Below are 19,222 nucleotides of genomic sequence, written 5' to 3' on the forward strand. Positions count from 1 at the left end.
GTGTGCACGACTATCCTCTGACGCAACTTTCAGCGTCGATGACCAAACCGATAACTGGAGCAAATCATGAACTGGGACCAGATCAAAGGCAAATGGAAACAGGCGCGTGGGCAAGTCAAACAGCAGTGGGGCAAACTCACCGAAGACGAACTGGATGTTATCGACGGAAAACGGGACGAACTCGTTGGCAAAGTTCAGGAACGTTACGGCATCGCCCGCGAAGAAGCAGAACAGCAGGTCTCTTCGTTTGAAGAATCCTGTAACTGCTAAATGCAATTGCTAAACGCAATTGCCAAGCGCAACTGCTGAACGAAAGCGAGAGCTTTCAAAATTCACACACAATCAAAAATCGAATTGGGAAACAAAATGACTATTACTACAAAACTCGTTGCATCGCTGGCTATCTGCGCGCTTACTTTCACGTCCGTTGGACTCGCGCAGGAAACAGAAGGTTTGCAAAACCAGAAAAACCAGACGGGAGACCTTCAACTGGACAAGGACTCGACGCGGAATGCAAACCGCGCCGGAAACCTTGACCCAAAAACGGTTGGTTCGCACATTCGCGCCAGCCAACTTATGGGACGCAATATCGAAAACAATCAGGGTGAAGACCTTGGCGAAGTTCACGACATTGTGCTCGATGCGCGCACCGGGAAAATCGGTTACGTCTGCGTGACCTACGGTGGTTTGCTCGGGATCGGCAACGATCTTCATGCCGTGCCGTTTGAAGCTTTCAAGTTCAGCGCCGATCCTGACGATCGGGACGAAACGATTCTTGTGCTCAATGTGACGCAGGAGCAAATGGAAGGCGCCAAAGGTTTTACCGAAAGCACTTGGCCAAACTTCGCGGACAAACGTTTCACGGATTCGCTTGGCAAACGTTATGGGACGCAAAAAACTCACACACGTATGAAGCTCGACAAGAAATCGAAGTACGGTGACCGCGAGCGTCAAAACAAAGACAAGCGGCAGGATCGCGACAACAACGATCGCTAGTCCGTCACAGCTGAACTGAATACGAAAGCGGTGCTTTGCCAAAAAAGCACCGCTTTTTCTATGCGCGGGGCCAATCAAAGAATTCGGTTCATCGGTTCACCCGCACGGCATTTGGGCTGTCGTTTGCGGTTATCATTTTGTAATTCCGACTCTCAGAATAGTTGACCATGAACCTGTTCGAAAACGACAAACCAGAAATCTACGAAGTTCAAACGACCGCTGATGGCCCGATCGGCGAGCTTCCTCTGACCGATGAGATTCTGCGGCACCGTCCCAGCGGCGATCTGTTCGGGTGGACTCAGGATGCAGCGATGGGATGGCAACCGGCTCAGCTCAATCGCGACGAGTATCTGATCCTTTCCACGATGGGTGGGCTTCGCGCCGAAGACGGTTCGCCGATCGCGCTTGGTTACCACACCGGTCACTGGGAGTTGGGGCTGTTGGTCAAAGCCGCCGCCAATCACATTCGCGACAAAAGCGGGTTGCCGTTCGCGGGCTATGTCAGTGATCCATGCGATGGGCGATCCCAGGGCACCAGCGGCATGTTCGATTCGCTGGCCTGGCGGAACGATGCCGCGATTGTGTTTCGCCGGCTAATTCGTTCTCTACCGACACGCAAAGGAGTCGTTGGGATCGCGACCTGTGATAAAGGCCATCCCGCGATGATGATGGCGTTGGCTGCGATGAAAGATCTGCCAGTCGTGCTGGTTCCCGGCGGCGTCACGCTGCCTCCAACGCGTGGTGAAGACGCCGGAAAGATTCAAACCATCGGCGCGCGTTATTCCCACGGACTGATTTCACTTCAGGAAGCCGCCGAACTCGGATGTCGAGCTTGCGCGACGCCAGGCGGTGGCTGTCAATTTTTCGGCACCGCAGCGACATCACAAGTCGTCGGCGAAGCCCTCGGTCTGTCGGTGCCGCACTCGGCGCTGGCGCCGTCCGGACAGGAGATCTGGATCGATGCCGCGCGGCGCAGTGTCGAAGCTCTGATGCTGCAAAAGAAACTGGGACTCAACGCGGGAGACATTGTCACCGACAAATCCATTCGCAACGCCATGGTCGTTCACGCTGCATGCGGAGGCAGCACGAATTTGCTGCTGCACATTCCAGCGATCGCCCACGCCGCGAAACTGGCTCGCCCAACCGTTGAAGACTGGACCGATGTCAATCGCCAGACGCCGCGGTTGGTTAGCGTGCTGCCAAACGGACCGATGGATCATCCGACGGTTCGCTTTTTCCTTGCCGGTGGCGTTCCCGAAGTCTGTCTGCACCTCCGCGACCTTGGGCTAATTGATGGCACTGCGATGACCGCGATCGGCAAGCCATTGGACGAGGTGCTGGATCAGTGGAAGACATCCGATCGGCGGACCAGACTACGAGATCGATTGCTCGAAGCCGACGGTGTCGATCCGGACACCGTGATTTTCTCGCCACAGAATGCTCGGGACCGCGGGCTGACCGGGACGCTTGTTTTCCCCAGTGGAAATCTGGCTCCCGACGGTTCCGTCGTCAAAGCGACAACCATCGATCCATCGTTGCTGGACGAGAATCGAGTGTTCAAGTTCCGTGGCGCAGCACGCGTCTTTGCTTCCGAAAGTTCTGCCATCGCTGCCATCAAAGGTCAGTCCGAATCGCCCGTCAAACCAGGCGAGGTCATCGTGTTGGCTGGTTGCGGACCGATAGGAACGGGGATGGAGGAAACCTATCAGCTGACTTCGGCGCTCAAGCATTTGCCTTGGGGCAAGCAATGTCCTTTGTTGACCGACGCCAGATTTTCAGGCGTTTCGACCGGTGCTTGCATCGGGCACATTGGCCCTGAAGCTCTCAGTGGTGGTCCGATCGGCAAAGTCATCGACGGCGACATTCTTGAAATCGAAGTCGACCTGCCGAACGTCAAAGGCAAAATCAACCTGATCGGTTCCAACGGCGCGGTTCACGATGCGGCCTGGGGAGAGCAAGCACTTTTGAGTCGTCGCATGAACGCCGAACTGGCTCCGGTCGACAACCTCCCCGACGACACCCGGCTGTGGTCCATCTTGCAAGGACTCAGCGGCGGAACGTGGGGAGGCTGCGTTTACGATCACGAATCGCTCAGCAAACTGCTTGCATCGAAGCTGTAATCGTCTCGCGAAATGAACTGAAGGCTCAAGTAGGGTTGGCCGAATCGAACTGTTGCACCTGCTAGCGAATTTGCATTAATTCCTCTGAATTTGAGGGTTGAGTGCAACTTTTAGGGCTCAAAACTCGAATCAATAAACTGGCTGTCTGTTCGTAGGTGCGCTTTGTTTCACCTTCGGCTGAGATGCTGAACAGATTTGATTTGTTGCCGAGCCAAATTTCATGGAATCGAAAAACCGACTCGATCATATCATTCACTGCCTGGTGGAGTTCAGGAAGTTGTGGTTGCTGCCTGCGATTGCGGGACTGGTGTTGGCGACGGTCTATGCTTTCTTCATTCAGGGCGAAACGTGGACATCGCGACAAACGATGATCATTCGCGACGATTTACTCGGGCAGAATTTCAAACCCGGTAGTTTCATTTCGGAAGAGGCGATGAAGTCGGCTCAGGAGACCGTCCTTGAAACCGCTCGCCGCCCCGAAGTCATTCGCGAGACATTGGAGAAGCTGGGTCCGAATCAGAAGAGCCTGTTTGGACTTGGTGGCACACCAGAAAGTTGGCCTTCAGATCAGGTGATCGAGGACTTCCGCGGAGCCATTTCGTTCGAAAGCGCCAACGGAGGCGAGATCGGCAAGAGCGAAGTGATCGTTTTGGCGGCCAAAGGTTCCAGCCCACAACGATCAGTAAAGTTTCTCTCGATCCTGACGGACGAAGTCGACAAGAAGCTTTCTGAAATTCGCGCCGACCGATTCGAGAGTATGGAGTCGGAACTTCGTGCGACCTGCACCAGTGCGCTTCGAACGCGACAAGCGCTCGAAAGCAAGATCATGGAGATGGAAGCTGGATTTGGTATCGATATTAGCATTGTTCGCAGCATGAATGAACGTGGCGGCGGAAGTCCTTCCGCGTTCGAAAATCAGCTCAATGATATTCAACAGCAACGTCGCGACACCGTTAGCAAGCTGACGTCTCTGAAATCGTTCAAGCGGTGGCTGGTCGAGGCCAGTCAGGATTCATCTGGCGAACTTCATACTTCGGCCGAATTGTTGGCCAGCCAGCCGTCGCTGGCGGAATTGGTCAGCGGTTTATCGAAAGCCAAGCAGGAGCTGTCAGAAGCCGAAAGCAGATTCACGGCCCGGGATGAACGCGTTCGCAGTGGCCGAGCCAGAGTGCAGATGATCAACCAACAAATCAAGCAGTCAATCAACACCGCCGTTCGTGGCCTCGACAGCCAGATGCGAGTGCATGAAGATCGAATCGCCGTCATCGACAGCACGATCAAAGACCATGAACAACGTCTGAGACGGATCAGCGGAACGCGTGTGCCGTACGCGACGCTGACCAGCGAACTGGAACAGCAGACCAAGGATTTCAGCGAAGCCAGTGCTCGATTGGCTCGTATGCAATCACGAAAGGACGCCAGCGATTCGATTAAATTGCTGACCCGGATCGGCGAACCCTGGATTGGAACTCGGCCTGACGGGTTGGGCAAGAAAGCGCTTTCGCTGATCGGTGCCATCGCCGGTCTGATGATTGGCTTGGGGTTGATCATGATCGTCGCGCCTCCGTTTCAGGAGCAGGAGCAGCTTGCGGCGAACTCGCCAAACCCATCGGATCAGGAGGTGGAAGAAGCTGGATTGCATCGGCTTAGTGAGTTCGTTCCACAGCAGAACAATGCTTCAGCGAATCAGCATCATCCCGCTACGCCAGAACCCGAACGTGCACCAGCAGCACCACGTCCGGCTCCGGAACCTGCACCGGTTTCTACTGCACCGGTTCCAGAACCTGCTCCGGTTCCAGAACCTGCTCTGGGGGCTGTGGTGACTTCGAAGATCAGTGAAACAATTGCTGCTCTCGATCAGGCTACAACACAGCCCGAAGTCCTTGAACGCGCTCCGGTTACGGAGCCAGCTCAGACCGTAGAATCCTCCGTCGATCCTGTCGCGATGCCTGAGATCACGGTCGTGCAAGTACCCAACGCGGCGGCACCGTTTCAGCGAACAGCGTCCGTTTCAGCCAATGAATCGACGTCGCAAACCGCACCACCTCAGGCGGCTCCTGTTCAGCTTACGTCTGCTCCGGTACAGCAGTTTTCGCCGCAATCACAAACAGAGGCTCCTCGGCAGGAGAGCACTGCGTCGCCGCAACCAGTTGTCACGCCGCAAGCGTCCGCGCCGGTTCCACCGCCTCAGCCAGCTCAACCAACTGTTTCAGTTCGACCGGCTTCGAAAACCCTGGCTGCGATCTTCGCCAACATGCCACAGCCCAGAACGGATCTCACTCACGAAGAATCAAATACCGAGGTCTCGTCGGCTACCAACGTGATCACTGATAAAATTCGCAACGTGACCGGTCATGAAGTCGTCTCGGAAGTTCAAATGCCTCGCACCGATTCCGATACTCACGAGGCTCCTGTGCGAGAAAACGCTGAAACGATCCAGCTTGGAACGACTGTCGTCGCCTCTGACTCGATTCCGCTCCAGCGACGATCGGCTGTGCGTCCTGTTGATTTGGCGAGAATGGACGACGATGCAACCAGCCAACAATCGATCGATAATGTGTTTTCCGAGCTAACTCCAAAGCCGCCGATCGCGCGACAATCGCCGCCAACGGAAACTCAGGAATAGTTTGCTTCAAGCACTGTTGCTACTCGGTCCACGGGTTGTCCCAATGCGAACACCCGTCGAGATACTCCTGATACACAGGATGCTGTTTGGCGTTGTCTTCCAGCCACGCACAGGTCGCTTCAACCTTTTCGCATTCTTCTTCCAGCGTCAGGTGACCCATCATCACCGCGGTTCGTAGCAGCACAAAGTAGGTGTCAAGCACGTCACAGCGACAGTAGTCGTTGATCTCATTGAGCCGCCCTTCGTCAAACAGCTGCTGAACCATGTGGCCGGCGATGCCCATTTTTCCAGGCCGCCCGACAAGGTTCGCACACAGATTCAATCCGCCGCTGAGGCGCGTCGCGCCGAAGTTCGTCAGGATGTCCTGCAGGTCCAGGTGAGACGATTGGTTGTAGCGAGCTCTCGGTTGCTCCCAGGTCTTGCCATAGATATTGAACCATTCCGGAATCGGGATCCCATATCGATAGGCCGCAAGTTCCAACAACGGCAAATCAAACGTTCGGCCGTTGAAGCTGACAAGGCTCGGCTGCTTGTACGCTTTCCAGCCTTCCCAGAAGTGCTTTGTCATCACGTGCGAGCGGAATTCCGGTTCGTCGAGCGTCACGATGTCCATCAAGTTGAACTGGTCATCGATTTTGACGACAGCGATCGAGACGGGCAGATGGTAGGTGTAGGGTATGAACTCACTGCCGAACTTTTCCATCAGTTCGCCCGTGTACTCCTTGATCGCGTCAGCCGCCGAGAGCTTTTTTTCCGGGTAGCGAATTTTGGAAATCAGGTTGCCGTCGGCGACACTTTCGATGTCAAAAACCAGATAGCGAACGTTTCCGTTGCCGGATGCCATGGGAATTTCGGGGCAGAGTCAGAGGGAGCGTCACAGTTTAGCCGATCACTCGTCCAAATGTGAGCCGTGAAAATCATTGGGTCGTCGTCATTCGGCACGGGTTTCAACCGAGAGGGCTGCTTTTCCAGCGACGTCTGGAAACAGATGCGAACAGGTTCTACTGAACCCAGGTGAACTTGCCGTCGTTGTGTTTCGCAATGAACTGCATCAACTCCGCGCCAAGCTCGTTGGGACCGAGCGAAACCGTGTGGATGGGAACCTTGTCGATGCCGGCCGAGCGACTGGCTTTGTTTTGCTTTGCCAGCACCTGAATGGAGTTGTCGGCCAGTTGCCCATCAGAAAGCAAAAAGATGGCGTCGGGTTTGAGCGTCAGGCTATAACTCAAGGCATGCGCCGGCCGCGTTCCGCCAATGGGAACCTGAGTACGCAACCACTCGCTCAACGAGGTCTTGAACTCTTTCGTCACGGGCAACATTTTCAGCTCGTCGGGAGGCGTGTCGAACATCGGAAAAGTTTGGAAGTTGTACAACAGCACCATTGCCTGTTGATCTTTTCCGAGCTTCGCAATTGATTTTTCAAGCTCGCGACAGGCCTGCATCCAGCGGAAGCCTTCATTCATCGAGTCACTGGCATCGATGATGAACACGAACCTTGTTCCGATGGCTTCGGTGCCAAAGAAACGAGTCGAGCCACCGTTGGTCTTTCCTTCAATGCCTTCGTCGTCCTTTTTGGGCAATGGCGTCAGCCCGGTTTGAGCCATCGCTTCCAAACCGATGCCGTCTGACATGCCTTCCATCAGCGATACGTCGAAGCCGTCTTCGTGAACGATCTCGGCCGTGTCTTCGGAGGCTTCCGAATTCAAAGCCGCCACGTCGACTTTGAGCAGATTAACGTCGGTGACTTCCAGTTCGCTGAAGATGTCTTCGATGACAGGAGTTTGACTTGCGTCCACCATCATTCCGTCCAATCGAAGCACCGCTTCGTCGCGCAGTGGGGAGGTGGCGATCAGCGCCAACAGCACCAACGCGACTGCGTGTCCGGCGAAGCTTACCGACCAACCAGGAAGCATCGCCATCAAATTCTGAGCTGAGAAAACGGCGGCGCCGGCTTTCAGTTCTCGATCGTGAGAAATATTGATCGCCTGACCAGCCGGTTCCAGTGGTGAGCGATCGGTGGAAATCGAGAACCCGGTTCCGGCCGCATTGGAGGAGCCTGGCTTGGGCGCGTTGGCGCGAGGCGCGATCAACGTTGGCTTTCGCAACGACGGTACGATCGTTTCCAGCTTTCCTGGTCCTGGTTGATTCATCAACTTTCCCGAATTCAGTTCCGGATTCGAAAAGGCACTTTCTCGACCGCCATCGCGGCCTTGGCCTTTCGATTTCGATTGCCGTGCAGGAGTCTCAGCATCGTCCGAAGTTCGTCATATCTCTCTGCAACAGCTATCAGTAATCTCGGCAGCTTCCTATTTATATGTACTTCTATTCTCAAGCTTAGGCAGCACAGAGGGTCTCGAAAAGCGAATTGTCCCCGCAAAGTTGGCAGAATCACTTTAAAAGGCCCTGATCCGTTCGCCATCAACGGCTTCAGCCAGCCCAGCGACACCGCGAACCCGTGCAGCGATTGCCGGGTTTGCTAGCTCGATCGGCAGATTCGATTCGGCTTGTGACCCGATTCGGCGTTTTATACGCTCCGATCCGTTCCCAGCCAATTTCGAGCGACCCATGTACCAGAATTCCATACGTTCGCCACGATTCGATTTCAACATCTGGATGATCGCCTTTTTGATCGCCCTGCCCTCTTCGCTCGCGGCCCAAACTCAGGTGCCAGATCAGGGACGACAGAACCCGAGTGCCTGGCGGCCGTCGTTCAGTCCGATCGACCAAAGCGCTGCATCTGCCCAGTCGCAACAGACTCAGAACTGGGGCATCAATTCGCCAACACAAGGCCAGCCGAACTCGTCGAATCAGAACGATCGATTTGCCAACCGCAACAACTCCAGCGGCACCAACTCGGCCAATCGAAGTTTCGTGCCTCAATCGGTCGCCGAAGCCCCGGAGGATCGCCCGGGAGTCACACGCGTCACCCGCACGTTTGAAAAATTGCCAAACGCCGCAGGTCAAGTTTGGCGCGAGTACGACATCACGCCTTACACTTCCGAACTTCCCAACATCGAACGACCTGAGCAGGCGGTGATCGACTGGATCGTCAAAGAAACCGGGACGCGACTTTGGTTTAGCGAACCGATGGGCGTTTTGAGCGCGGATCGCAAACGAGTCATCGTTTACCATACGCCGGAAATTCAGTCCGTTGTTAAATCAATTCTTGACCGTTTCAATCGAACGCGAGCCCAGGCTCAGGTTTTTGAGATCAATCTGGTCACCGTCGACAAACCGAACTGGCGGGCAACCGCGTATCCGATGTTGCAGCCCGTCGAAGTCCGTTCGCCAGGCATCGAAGCCTGGTTGGTGTCCAAGGAGAATGCTGCGATTCTACAGAGCCAACTGGCACGACGCGCCGATTTTAAACGTCACTCTGGCGGCCGAGTCGCGGGTCCTGATGGGCAAACTTTCGTGTTGGAGAAATCGACGCCCGTTTCGTTCGTTCAGGCACTTCAATGGACGCCGAACCAGATTCCGAACTATCAGCCAAAAACAGAGACCATTAACGAAGGCTATCGGTTGGCGCTGAGCTGTCTGACCTCGCTGGACAATCGGACGATCGAAGCCATCATCGATTGCGACGTTGACCAGGTCGAAAAACTGACTCCTGTGAAAGTCGATGTTCCGGCACCCGGCGGCGCTCTGACTCAGCTGGATCTGAACGTGCCGGAATTGATCAGCTGGCGGCTCAACGAACGTGTCCGCTGGCCTTCGGATCAGGTGCTGATGCTCAGCTGCGGCATTGTTGCCAGCCCGGAAGCCAAACAGGATCTGCCGCGAGGAGCGTTTCAGATGCTATCCCGATTCCAATCCAGCAAACGAACCAATGCGTTGCTGTTTATCGAGTTTCGAGGCCCGCAGTCGGGAGCAACGGTTCCACGTGCCGCCCAAACCTCGAGTGGGCTGGTTCCGATTGATCGCCGCTAAAGATCCTCAACCGCACAGTTCAAATCGCCGATCTTCAATAACGCGGATGTACGCTCGACGCGGAACTGTGTCTGCGTAAAATAACCGCTCTCCTGAACATGCCACTTTAGTCTGCCTCATGTCGTCTCGCCGCGTAGTTATCACTGGATTGGGCTTAATCAGCCCGCTGGGAAATTCGCCTGAATCTCTCTGGAATGCACTGTCCTCTGGAGTCAGCGGCGTTGACGTATTGCAACGCGTGCCTGCCGACCACTTGACGACCGATATCGGTGGCGAGTGTCGCGAGTTTTCCGGCGACATCGCGGATTTCGGTGAAGTCGAAAAAAAGCTGAAACGAAACATCAAGAAATCATTGCGTCTGATGTGCCGTGAGATCCAGTTGGGCGTCGCCGCGGCTCAGTTCGCGATTGCCGACGCGTCGCTTGGAGACCACCACGATCCCTCACGCGTGGGAACGTTGTTCGGCAGCGACTACATCATCACGGAACCAGCAGAGTTCGCCTCCGGGGTGGCCAATTGTCTCAATGATGATCACGAATTTGATTTCTCAACGTGGGCCGAAAATGGATTGACGAAAGTCGAACCGACATGGCTGTTGAAGTACTTGCCAAACATGCCCGCGAGCCACATTGCGATTCTCAATGATCTGCAGGGGCCGTCGAACTCTTTGACCGTTCGAGAAGCTTCCGCGAATCTTGCGGTCGCCGAAGCGATGACTATTATCCAGCGAGGTTCAGCCGACGCGATGATCGTCGGTTCGACAGGATCGAGAATTCATCCGCTGCGAACCGTCCATGTTGTTCTGCAGGAAGCACTGGCCGATCGGAACGCTCCAGGAATTGACGGCGATGCCACGAAAGCCTGTCGTCCGTTTGACAGTCATCGCTGCGGCATGGTGCTGGGCGAAGGCGCCGGTTCGATCATGTTGGAGAATCTTGATTCCGCGCAACAGCGTGGTGCCACGATCTGGGGTGAAGTCGTCGGTTACGGTTCGTCATTGGTCGCGCCCGGTGGAGTTCCGGACTATGAAACTGCGTTTGAAAACGTGATCCATGGTGCGCTTGAAACTGCAAAGGTCACTGCTGACGAAATCGGGCACGTTCATGCTCATGGGCTCAGTTCGATCGCCGTCGATCAACAGGAAGCCACTGCGATCCGAAAATTGCTTGGTGAAACCCCGGTCACGGCAGCCAAGAGCTATATGGGGAACCTTGGCGCCGGCGGCGGGATGGTGGAGTTGATTGCCAGCGTTCTGGCGATGAAGAACGATCAGCTGTTCCCCATTCTGAACTACGATTCGCCCGATGAAGCGTGTCCGATCAACGCCGTTGCCGCGTCGACGAATCCCGGCGATCAGTTTCTGAATTTGAGCTGCACGCCTCAAGGTCAGGCGAGTTCGGTCATTGTTCGGAAGTTCGAATAGTTCGCTGCAGAAAAGTAACGCTCACAATCGCAATTGCATCTCTCGACGCTACGCAGGGAATGGCGGGCTGGATGCGTGCCGATTATTCTTTCGTCAGACCGCAGCAGGCTACGTTGGCTGAGTTTCAAACAGCTCGATCACTTCTCGCGCCAGCGACTCGGTCCGGGCGACGACGAATGGCTCGGCCATGAAAAGGTCCAGCTCTTCTCCACTGAAGTTCAGAAACACGCCGCCCGCTTCCTGTAGCACCAATCGCGGCGCCGCGATGTCCCAAGCCGCCTGCTTCACATGATCCGCCGAATTGTCGTGGATCGCGACAGACAACGAAGACTTCGATTCCGCGATTCGAACCGCCACACCCGAATGCGGTGGGTTGGTCGTCACCAGGCGGGCTCCATACTTCGACCGCAAACGCTGACGCATGCTGGAAAACAATTCGGTCTCCAACGAGTTATCCGCGTACTGATTCATCTCTACCCACGACTCCAGCAGCGTCATCGGTTCATCGCTGACGATCAAACGCTTGCCGTCTTTCCATGCTCCGCGGCCCTTGGCAGCGTAGAACCATTCTTCGGTGAGCGGGAAATAAACCACGCTGCTGGTCGTGATTCCGTCCTGCTGTCGATTGATCAGAACCGACGGATATTGCGGACCGGCTTGCGTCAAAAACGCGCTGGTTGCATCGAGCGGATCGACGATCCAGAAATCCGAAACGCCAGCATCAAGTGTCGGCGAAGATTCCTCTGAAAGCACGGGCAGCGTGGAATGCTGATGCAGTACTTTCGCGATGGCAACGTCGGCATTGGTGTCGACTTCAGAGACCAGGTCTCCAACACCTTTGAACTCAACATCGTGCATTTTCCCGGAGCCCTCACGGATCACGTCTCCGGCTGCGAGCGCGGCTTCGATGGCGATTCCGAGGTCCGGATCAATCTCTCTTCCGTGTGTGAGAATTGAGTCAGAAGTCATTGGATTGCGGGGATTGGGCGAATTGAATGGTGGCATCAAAAAACAGGTCTCTCATTGTCAGCTGTGGCGTCTAATTTTGCGACCGTGCAAGCAAAAAAGTGTCTGCCAGGTGTCGAGTTCAACGAGAGGCCGGTTTTCACTGGGCCAATTGAAGGAAAACGGGCCAGTTATGGATCGAAAGTGGGCAATGCGCTAGACTCATGCGTCGTCGATGCCGCTTTGGGTGTCGGATCCCTCCTTTATGATGAAAGAATACTCAATGGATGCAATCAAACTTCTCAGCGGCCTTCTTGGAAACAAGTCGCTCTCTTCAGGCCTCGGCGGCAAACTTCTAGGTGGACTACTGGGCGGTGGTGGAGGCTCAACTGGCGGCGGTGGCCTCGGAAGCGTCCTTGGATCCGTGCTCGGCGGCGGACAACAGCGTTCTGCTGGAGGTGGCGGAATCAGCGGACTTCTCGGCGGTTTGCTTGGCGGCGGCGGTGGTGGCGCAGCGACAGCACAGTCAGGCGGCGGAATCAGCGATCTCCTTGGTGCAGTTCTTGGTGGCGGAGGAAAAGCCCCTGAAGTAGCTCAAGAGCAACGTTCAGCTGCCAACGATCAGGCTACAGTTCTGATCCGAGCAATGGTTAACGCTGCCAAATCAGATGGTCGAATCGATCAAACAGAACAGGACAATATCGTCAGCAAGCTTGGCGACGAGGTTTCAGAAGCCGAAGTCAAATTCCTTCGGGAAGAGTTCGCGGCTCCTCTGGACGTTGCTGGTTTTGCTCGTCAGGTTCCAAACGGATTGGAGCAACAGGTCTACTTCCTGTCTCTGACGTCGATCGACCTCGATACGCAGAAGGAAGCACAATACCTTGGCCAGTTGGCTCAGGCGATGAACCTTGATCCGGAAGTCTGCAACCAGATTCACGATCAGGTTCAGGCTCCGCGAATCTTCGCCTAGGCTTCGGACCGATTCATAAATCTTGAAACCCGGGAGCATTTGCTTCCGGGTTTTTTAGTGACGTCACAAATGTAGACAAGTCTGTTCCAGACTTTTGTCGTGCCCGTTGTAGGCAAGCCGTCCCAAGCTTCGTATCGTCCGATGTAGGCAAGTCTGTCCCAGACTTGCATGCTGCATTCGTGAAAGTCTGCCAACGCACCTCTTCCTACGCGATCCCACACATCGCGATTAACGCTGGAAGTCTACGAGGATGAATTCCCGGAGGCGACGCGAGGTAAACTTTCTCTTCCGTCCCGCGAAAACGACTTTTGTAGCTCGCGTGACCGGTAAGGTTGTAGGCGCGACGATTGACCAGTTTTGAATTGAAAGCCCATTGAAACAGCTTTTGTATCCAAACGCTTTCGCGATACCCGCTGCGGTCAACCGACGCACAAGGCGAAAGGCCAAGCTTCAGTTGTTCGATGCCTTCGGCTTTTAACGTCTCGATAATTCGCTTCATGATTGCCTGTTCGCTATAGATTGGCGCGTCCGGCAATCGGCGTTTGATCGACGTTACATATCCGCAGATTGTTCCATCACGAAAAAGAGGATCAAGGAACACGAACGCGTTAATGTTGCCGTCGGCATCGAACAGAAAGAACTTTCTCACGTTCGGTTCGTCCTGCAAAACGATCGGACGATTCAGAAAACGCACCTCTTTTCGTTTCACCGTCCGCGTTTTTCGCCAGGCCTCAGAAACGGCCTCCACGTCGACATCGCGAACTTCCGAGAAGCTGCATTCGCGGACTTCAAACCCGCGTCGCTTCGTCCAGTTGTCTGCGTAGCGCAGCCACTCCTTGTGCTTTCCTTTGAAGTCGTAGTCGGCCAGGTGGATCGAGGTGTCGAGCCCGATTTCGTTGATCCGATAGTTGTGATTCGCAAGCACATCCGCGGTCGCTGGCGAAACCTGAATAAAGGAAGGCTGTTGATGCTGTTGGATGAACGCGCTCAGCAGAGATTCGATTCGATCGCTGCCGCAAACGGGATCGCCAAGAGCAATCGTCTGGTTCCAGCGAGTCCGATACGCGACGTAGCCATCGGCGTCTCCGAAATGGGACAGCAGGGGCTGAACGACGGTAGACCATGCCATCGAAAATTCGCCATGCTGTTCAAAGGCCGTGACTCTGTCCGGGAGTGCGACGTCGGTTTCGACATCGTCCTGCTCGCGAGCCCACTGGCTCTGCGTGACTTCGCGGCGTTTCTGTTTGCGCTCGGCGCGGCTCAGTTTTCGTTTGGCAGTCTGATTCAGTTTTGTATTGGCAACGGACACGCCATCATCCGGTTAAGAGATCGATTGAGACGCTGAGTTTAGGCAATCTGAATCGTCTCACCAACGCGGATTTACTCCCAGATCCCCGTTCAGGACAGCGATTTCGAGAAATACGCGACATCCGGATGCGGGTTCACGTTGTAGGGATCGATTTCGGAAAATCCCAGCCGCTGATAAAGCACTCCGGCGCCTTCGAGCCTTCTGAGCGTATCAAGGACCATCTTCTGATAGCCGACGTCGATCGCGTCGCAGATCGCCCGGTCCATCAGCGATTTTCCAATCCCTCGTTTCTGAAACGAAGGCCGAACAAAGAGCCGTTTTAGCTCGCAGGTCGTGTCATCGATTCTGTAAAACGCCACACAACCTGACGGCTCCCCATCAGTCGATGCGAGATAAAGGCATCCATCATTCGCCTTCGAATACCTACCGGGCAACGAATCGAGCTCTTCTTCGAAAGACTGAAAGCAGAGCGAGATGCCGATGAAATCCTGGTATTCCCGAAACAGACATCGAACCGATTCAAGGTCGTCCGGATGGTTCTCAACAACGCGGATCATTGGCTTGTCCGGACAGTTTATTCTTCGCCCAGGCAGTAGAGATACTCTTGCAGGTTTCTGCCGCGTCCGACGCCAACGCGAGCGTAGATCTTGTTGTCGGCAATGGCGAACGATGCAAACGAAGAATTGCCAAGCTTGTTTTTCGCGACCTCGACATAGTCATTCGTGCCGGCTTTGATGACCAGCGTGTTGCCCTTTTCAGAGGTGAAGAAAATGTTTCCGTCGACCAGCACGGGCGATGCACTAACAGGCTGTTCGAATCGCTGCTTGAAATGTTCCTTGCCAGTCTTCGCATCCCAGCAATAAACGACGCCGCGATCACTCAGGCCATACAGTCGACCATCGTGAACCAGCATCGATTGTTCGTAGAATTTGACCGGTTTGTCCCAAACGAGTTTGCCAGTCTTGGTGTTGATCGCAAGCGTTTGCTGGGCCGGGTATCCGCCGCTGGCGAAAGCGAGATCGCCGTCCCAAACCATCGTGCCACAGCTTACTTGCCACTTCGTCGGAACACTCCAAAGTTCCTTGCCGGTCGCAGGATCGTAGCCGTTTACTTTCTTCCCGCCGCTAATCAGCAACTGAGTCCGTCCGCCAACCTCTGCGATTACGGGAGTCGAATAGCTGGAGAACTTTCCACCGCGGTTGATCCGCCGAACCTCATTGCCGGTTTCTGGATCGATGCACAGGATCGCACACTCGCCGTTAGTATCGTTGGGGACGAACAGCAGTCCCTCATGCAAAATTGGCGACGATCCAGATCCAAAGGGGAACGAAGTTTTGAACTTGGCGACGTGACGCTTCCAGAGGACTTTGCCATCGAAGTTCAACGCGGCCACCTGGTTCTGACCATTGTTGTTGAACAATGCGAAAACACGTTCGCCGTCACAGGCTACTGTCGGCGAAGCATGCGTGTTCTTTTGATGGATCCGTGGATTGAGATTTCCCTGGTTGACTACGGTGCTCCAAAGTTGCTTTCCGCCATTTCGATCGTAACAGAGGACGCTTTGCGTTTCGTTGCCAACATCAGACGTCGTCAGGAAAATGCGATCGGCGACAATAATCGGCGTCGAAAGTCCACGGCCCGGAATTTCTGCAGACCACAGCACGTTGTCGTTTTCGCTCCACTGCGTGACAACTTTCTGGTCGTCAACCACGCCATTGTTGTTGCCGCCTCGCCACGTCGCCCATTGGTTGACGCTGTCCGACTGAGCCAACAATGGTTCAGCGAACAAGAGGAATGTTAGCGTCAGGACAAGAATTGAAGTGGTTGATAGAATTCGCATTTGTAGTGCCTGGTTCAAGCTTTGAAATTCGTTCTGTATCGTATCCGAAAGCCGAGCAATTGTCTTGATTGCCGTGAATCCACGTACAAACTGATTTGGCCATCGCGTCCTGCCAAAAATAATGCGCTGTCCGAAATCTTCCTGATTTACTATTTGATCGAAAGAAACACATGTCTGAGTCTTCTGTCCGGGAACGATATGCCGTTGGCGCCCAACAAAAAGAACCCGCTTTGTGCTGTCCGGTCGATTATGACCAACGATATCTGGAGATCATTCCTGACGAAGTGATTGAGCGCGACTATGGTTGCGGCGACCCTTCGAAATACGTATCCGAAGGGGAAACCGTTTTGGATCTTGGTTCGGGAACGGGAAAGATCTGTTTTATTGCTTCCCAGGTGGTCGGCAAAAGTGGAAAAGTGATCGGTGTCGATATGACTGACCCCATGTTGGAAGTTGCGAATCGAAACGCTCCGATCGTTGCCGAGCGCATCGGCTATGCGAATGTTGAGTTTCGCAAGGGTCGCATTCAGGATCTGGCACTGGATCTGGAGAAACTGGAAACCTGGTTGAAACAACAGCCGGTTGAGGATGCCAACGGTTTCCTGGCCCTTGAGGAAAAAGCTCAGCAGCTGCGCGAGGCCGAATCTTTGATCGAGTCCGATTCGATCGATGTCGTCGTTTCCAATTGCGTTCTGAACCTTGTTGGCAACGATGCCAGAAAGCAACTGTTCTCTGAAATCTATCGCGTTCTCAAGACGGGCGGTCGGGCAGTGATCAGTGACATTGTTTCCGACGAAGACGTTCCAGTCGGAATGCAGCAAGACCCGGAGCTTTGGAGTGGTTGCATTTCAGGCGCATTTCGCGAAGACGCGTTTTTACAGGCCTTCGAAGACGCCGGCTTCCATGGTGTGGAGATACTGAAGTTGGACAAACAGCCGTGGCAAACTGTCGAAGGAATTGAGTTTCGTTCCATGACCGTTTGTGCCTACAAAGGCGATGACGGACCGTGCGTTGAAAAGAATCAGGCGGTGATCTACAAGGGGCCGTTCAAAGCGGTAGTCAACGACGACGGTCATCCGATGGAGCGTGGAAAACGCTACGCTGTTTGCGAAAAGACCTACGAGTTGCTCAAGCGACCGCCGTACTGCCAAATGTTTGAGTTCGTTGATCCGCACAGCGAAGTCACGTCGGACGCTAAACTTTTTGATTGTTCAACGATTCGCATTCGTGAACCAGGAGAGACCAAAGGGTCGGAATATTCGACGACCATCCAAATCGGTGCATCGAGTTGTTGTAGTCCGGAGAGCTCGGGAGGTTGCTGTTGAGTTGGGAGGTTGATGCCTGTCAACGCGCTTCCGAGTGCCAAGTGCCGAGTGCTTTCCAAAATCGAAAACTCAGCCTTTATCCCCAAACTCGATCCTCAGTCCCCTCATCGCACCACAAAATCACCAAACTGCCAGCAAAATTTCGCTTGACCGGATCCGGCATGTCGACCTAAAGTTGAAATAGATCTTTCTTCCGGGAGCATCGCCATGAACGAGGATAATCCACGCTCAACGGTCCACCGGTATTTTGCCGGTCTGGCCGAGAGTACTTTTCAGTCAGAATTGGGGATCGTTGATCCTACTTTGATCGACTATCTCAGCACCCTGCTGGTGCGCTTCGTCCGTAGCGACGTTGTGCACCGAATTCGCGGAATCTCTGGACGGCCATTGCTGAGTGTGCCAGAAATGGTGGCAGAAGCATCAGCACGTCTGGGTGACGCACGCCGTGAACTTCATCAACACATCGGTGATTTCACTCTTTTCTGGGCCGGCGTCTACCCGGAAGCCCTTCGGGAAAGCGAAGCCGAAAACGCTGCGTCAGAGCAGTTTCTCAACTACTGCCATTTCGGCAAACAGTCATATCACATCGCCAGTACGATCGAAAGTTCCACCGACGAGGCCGTCCCCGGTGGCGTGCTGCACCGATTGAGCGATCAGTTTGATCTGTGCTGCTACGGACTGCGAGAAGTTCGTCGCCAATGGGAAAACGGCGGTGGTGACAACGAAACGATCTTGCTGAACTGACAGTATTTTCGCCTGTGCTGTGCAGCCGAACTCGAATTTGGTTTCGGCGCAATTGCTGAAACTAGCTCACCAAGCCTTTGGTAACCATCATGAAAACGTCTTCGAGATTCGGTTCCTTGATGCCAAAATTTTTGACTTCGACGCCCTGATCCACCAGCGACTTTAGCAAGTTGCCAGTTTCTGACTCTGGAGAGGCGAACTCAATCGTGACTTTTTCTCCATCGATCTGCACATCGCGTACGTCCGGATTGCTGCGGATGATCGACAGACCTTTATCCAGATTGTTTCCAAACTGAGCCACAACCGTTGGCGTCCCCTGGATGCGACGATACACATCATCGATCGGTCCGTGCATCAGAAGCTGTCCCCGTTCGATAATTCCGATCGAAGTACAACAATCCGCCAGCTCTGTCAAAATGTGGCTGGAGATGAGAATCGTTTTTCCCATCCGCCGCAGTTCCTTGAGCAACGCTTTGACTTCCACGCGAGCCCGTGGATCCAAACCACTCGCCGGTTCGTCCAGAATCAGAACCGGAGGGTCGTGAACCAGTGTCTTGGCCAGGCAAAGTCGCTGCTTCATACCGCGAGACAATCCATTGACGTAGTCATCCCGCTTGTAGGTCAGATCCAACAGTTCCAGCACGTCGCGAATGACCTGTTTTCGCTGCGTCCGCCCGATTTTGTAGGCAACAGCGAAAAAGTCCAGAAACTCCCAAACCTTCATGCCATCGTAAACACCGAAGGCGTCTGGCATATAACCCACGCTGCGCCGAACATTCATCGGGTCATCTGTAATGCTGTGCCCGTTAACCGAACCTTCACCGCGAGACGCCCGCAGCAATGTCGCCAGGAAACGAATTGTCGTGCTTTTCCCGGCGCCGTTGGGGCCGATAAAGCCAAACATCTCACCTTCCTCGATTTTCAGGTCAAGGTTTTCAACCGCGGTGAATTCGCCGTAGTCTTTTCCGAATCCGGTAATTTCAATCATGCGTTT

Annotated in this window: 16 protein-coding genes; 9 read left to right on the forward strand and 7 right to left on the reverse strand. The window is 54.4% G+C overall.

Annotated features, from left to right (window positions below):
* Nucleotides 1–66 precede the first annotated feature (66 nt).
* The 4 genes from MFFC18_RS00865 (at nt 67) to MFFC18_RS00880 (ending at nt 5,742) form a co-directional block, all read left to right on the forward strand.
* Nucleotides 67–270, forward strand: a complete 204-nt coding sequence (locus MFFC18_RS00865) for a CsbD family protein (RefSeq protein WP_202907498.1) — start codon at nt 67–69, stop codon at nt 268–270.
* 96 nt (nt 271–366) lie between these two features.
* Nucleotides 367–996: a PRC-barrel domain-containing protein gene (locus tag MFFC18_RS00870; protein ID WP_075082695.1), complete on the forward strand. Its 630-nt coding sequence runs from the start codon at nt 367–369 to the stop codon at nt 994–996.
* 167 nt (nt 997–1,163) lie between these two features.
* The gene (locus MFFC18_RS00875) at nt 1,164–3,116 is read left to right on the forward strand and encodes a YjhG/YagF family D-xylonate dehydratase (protein ID WP_075082637.1); all 1,953 of its coding nucleotides are present in this window, start codon (nt 1,164–1,166) and stop codon (nt 3,114–3,116) included.
* Nucleotides 3,117–3,336: 220 nt separating this feature from the next.
* A complete protein-coding gene (locus tag MFFC18_RS00880) occupies nt 3,337–5,742 on the forward strand; it encodes a hypothetical protein (protein ID WP_075082635.1) in 2,406 nt (801 codons plus the stop codon).
* A gap of 19 nt (nt 5,743–5,761) precedes the next feature.
* On the opposite strand, the gene MFFC18_RS00885 is transcribed toward MFFC18_RS00880, so the two are convergent.
* Together MFFC18_RS00885 and MFFC18_RS00890 are read right to left on the reverse strand one after the other, a co-directional pair.
* Complete coding sequence (locus MFFC18_RS00885) at nt 5,762–6,586, reverse strand: 3'-5' exonuclease (protein ID WP_075082634.1); 825 nt, start codon at nt 6,584–6,586, stop codon at nt 5,762–5,764.
* Between the two features lie 157 nt (nt 6,587–6,743).
* Complete coding sequence (locus MFFC18_RS00890) at nt 6,744–7,892, reverse strand: vWA domain-containing protein (RefSeq protein WP_075082633.1); 1,149 nt, start codon at nt 7,890–7,892, stop codon at nt 6,744–6,746.
* A 415-nt stretch (nt 7,893–8,307) separates the two neighbouring features.
* On the opposite strand from MFFC18_RS00890, the gene MFFC18_RS00895 reads away from it, so the two are divergent.
* Together MFFC18_RS00895 and MFFC18_RS00900 are read left to right on the forward strand one after the other, a co-directional pair.
* Complete coding sequence (locus MFFC18_RS00895; RefSeq protein ID WP_075082632.1) at nt 8,308–9,672, forward strand: hypothetical protein; 1,365 nt, start codon at nt 8,308–8,310, stop codon at nt 9,670–9,672.
* A 118-nt stretch (nt 9,673–9,790) separates the two neighbouring features.
* Complete coding sequence (locus tag MFFC18_RS00900) at nt 9,791–11,095, forward strand: beta-ketoacyl-[acyl-carrier-protein] synthase family protein (protein ID WP_075082631.1); 1,305 nt, start codon at nt 9,791–9,793, stop codon at nt 11,093–11,095.
* Nucleotides 11,096–11,203: 108 nt separating this feature from the next.
* Here the strand turns inward: MFFC18_RS00900 and MFFC18_RS00905 are convergent, their stop codons facing one another.
* Nucleotides 11,204–12,064, reverse strand: a complete 861-nt coding sequence (locus MFFC18_RS00905) for an inositol monophosphatase family protein (RefSeq protein WP_075082630.1) — start codon at nt 12,062–12,064, stop codon at nt 11,204–11,206.
* Between the two features lie 244 nt (nt 12,065–12,308).
* Here MFFC18_RS00905 and MFFC18_RS00910 point away from each other — a divergent pair, with 244 nt between their 5' ends.
* Entirely contained in the window at nt 12,309–13,010 is a 702-nt protein-coding gene (locus tag MFFC18_RS00910; protein WP_202907497.1) for a tellurite resistance TerB family protein, read from the forward strand.
* 205 nt (nt 13,011–13,215) lie between these two features.
* On the opposite strand, the gene MFFC18_RS00915 is transcribed toward MFFC18_RS00910, so the two are convergent.
* The 3 genes from MFFC18_RS00915 to MFFC18_RS00925 all read right to left on the reverse strand — a co-directional run bounded on the left by MFFC18_RS00915 (nt 13,216) and on the right by MFFC18_RS00925 (nt 16,159).
* Entirely contained in the window at nt 13,216–14,319 is a 1,104-nt protein-coding gene (locus tag MFFC18_RS00915) for a phosphatidylglycerol lysyltransferase domain-containing protein (RefSeq protein ID WP_075082629.1), read from the reverse strand.
* Between the two features lie 89 nt (nt 14,320–14,408).
* The gene (locus MFFC18_RS00920; RefSeq protein ID WP_075082628.1) at nt 14,409–14,876 is read right to left on the reverse strand and encodes a GNAT family N-acetyltransferase; all 468 of its coding nucleotides are present in this window, start codon (nt 14,874–14,876) and stop codon (nt 14,409–14,411) included.
* Nucleotides 14,877–14,893: 17 nt separating this feature from the next.
* On the reverse strand, nt 14,894–16,159 hold the full coding sequence (locus MFFC18_RS00925; protein ID WP_075082627.1) for a PQQ-like beta-propeller repeat protein: 1,266 nt from the start codon (nt 16,157–16,159) through the stop codon (nt 14,894–14,896).
* A gap of 170 nt (nt 16,160–16,329) precedes the next feature.
* Here MFFC18_RS00925 and MFFC18_RS00930 point away from each other — a divergent pair, with 170 nt between their 5' ends.
* Together MFFC18_RS00930 and MFFC18_RS00935 are read left to right on the forward strand one after the other, a co-directional pair.
* Nucleotides 16,330–17,484: a methyltransferase domain-containing protein gene (locus tag MFFC18_RS00930; protein WP_075082626.1), complete on the forward strand. Its 1,155-nt coding sequence runs from the start codon at nt 16,330–16,332 to the stop codon at nt 17,482–17,484.
* Between the two features lie 207 nt (nt 17,485–17,691).
* Complete coding sequence (locus tag MFFC18_RS00935) at nt 17,692–18,228, forward strand: hypothetical protein (RefSeq protein WP_075082625.1); 537 nt, start codon at nt 17,692–17,694, stop codon at nt 18,226–18,228.
* Nucleotides 18,229–18,289: 61 nt separating this feature from the next.
* On the opposite strand, the gene MFFC18_RS00940 is transcribed toward MFFC18_RS00935, so the two are convergent.
* Entirely contained in the window at nt 18,290–19,216 is a 927-nt protein-coding gene (locus MFFC18_RS00940; RefSeq protein ID WP_075082624.1) for an ABC transporter ATP-binding protein, read from the reverse strand.
* Nucleotides 19,217–19,222 lie beyond the last annotated feature (6 nt).

Source organism: Mariniblastus fucicola, from assembly GCF_008087665.1.
In the GTDB taxonomy this organism is placed as follows: Bacteria; Planctomycetota; Planctomycetia; order Pirellulales; family Pirellulaceae; genus Mariniblastus; species Mariniblastus fucicola.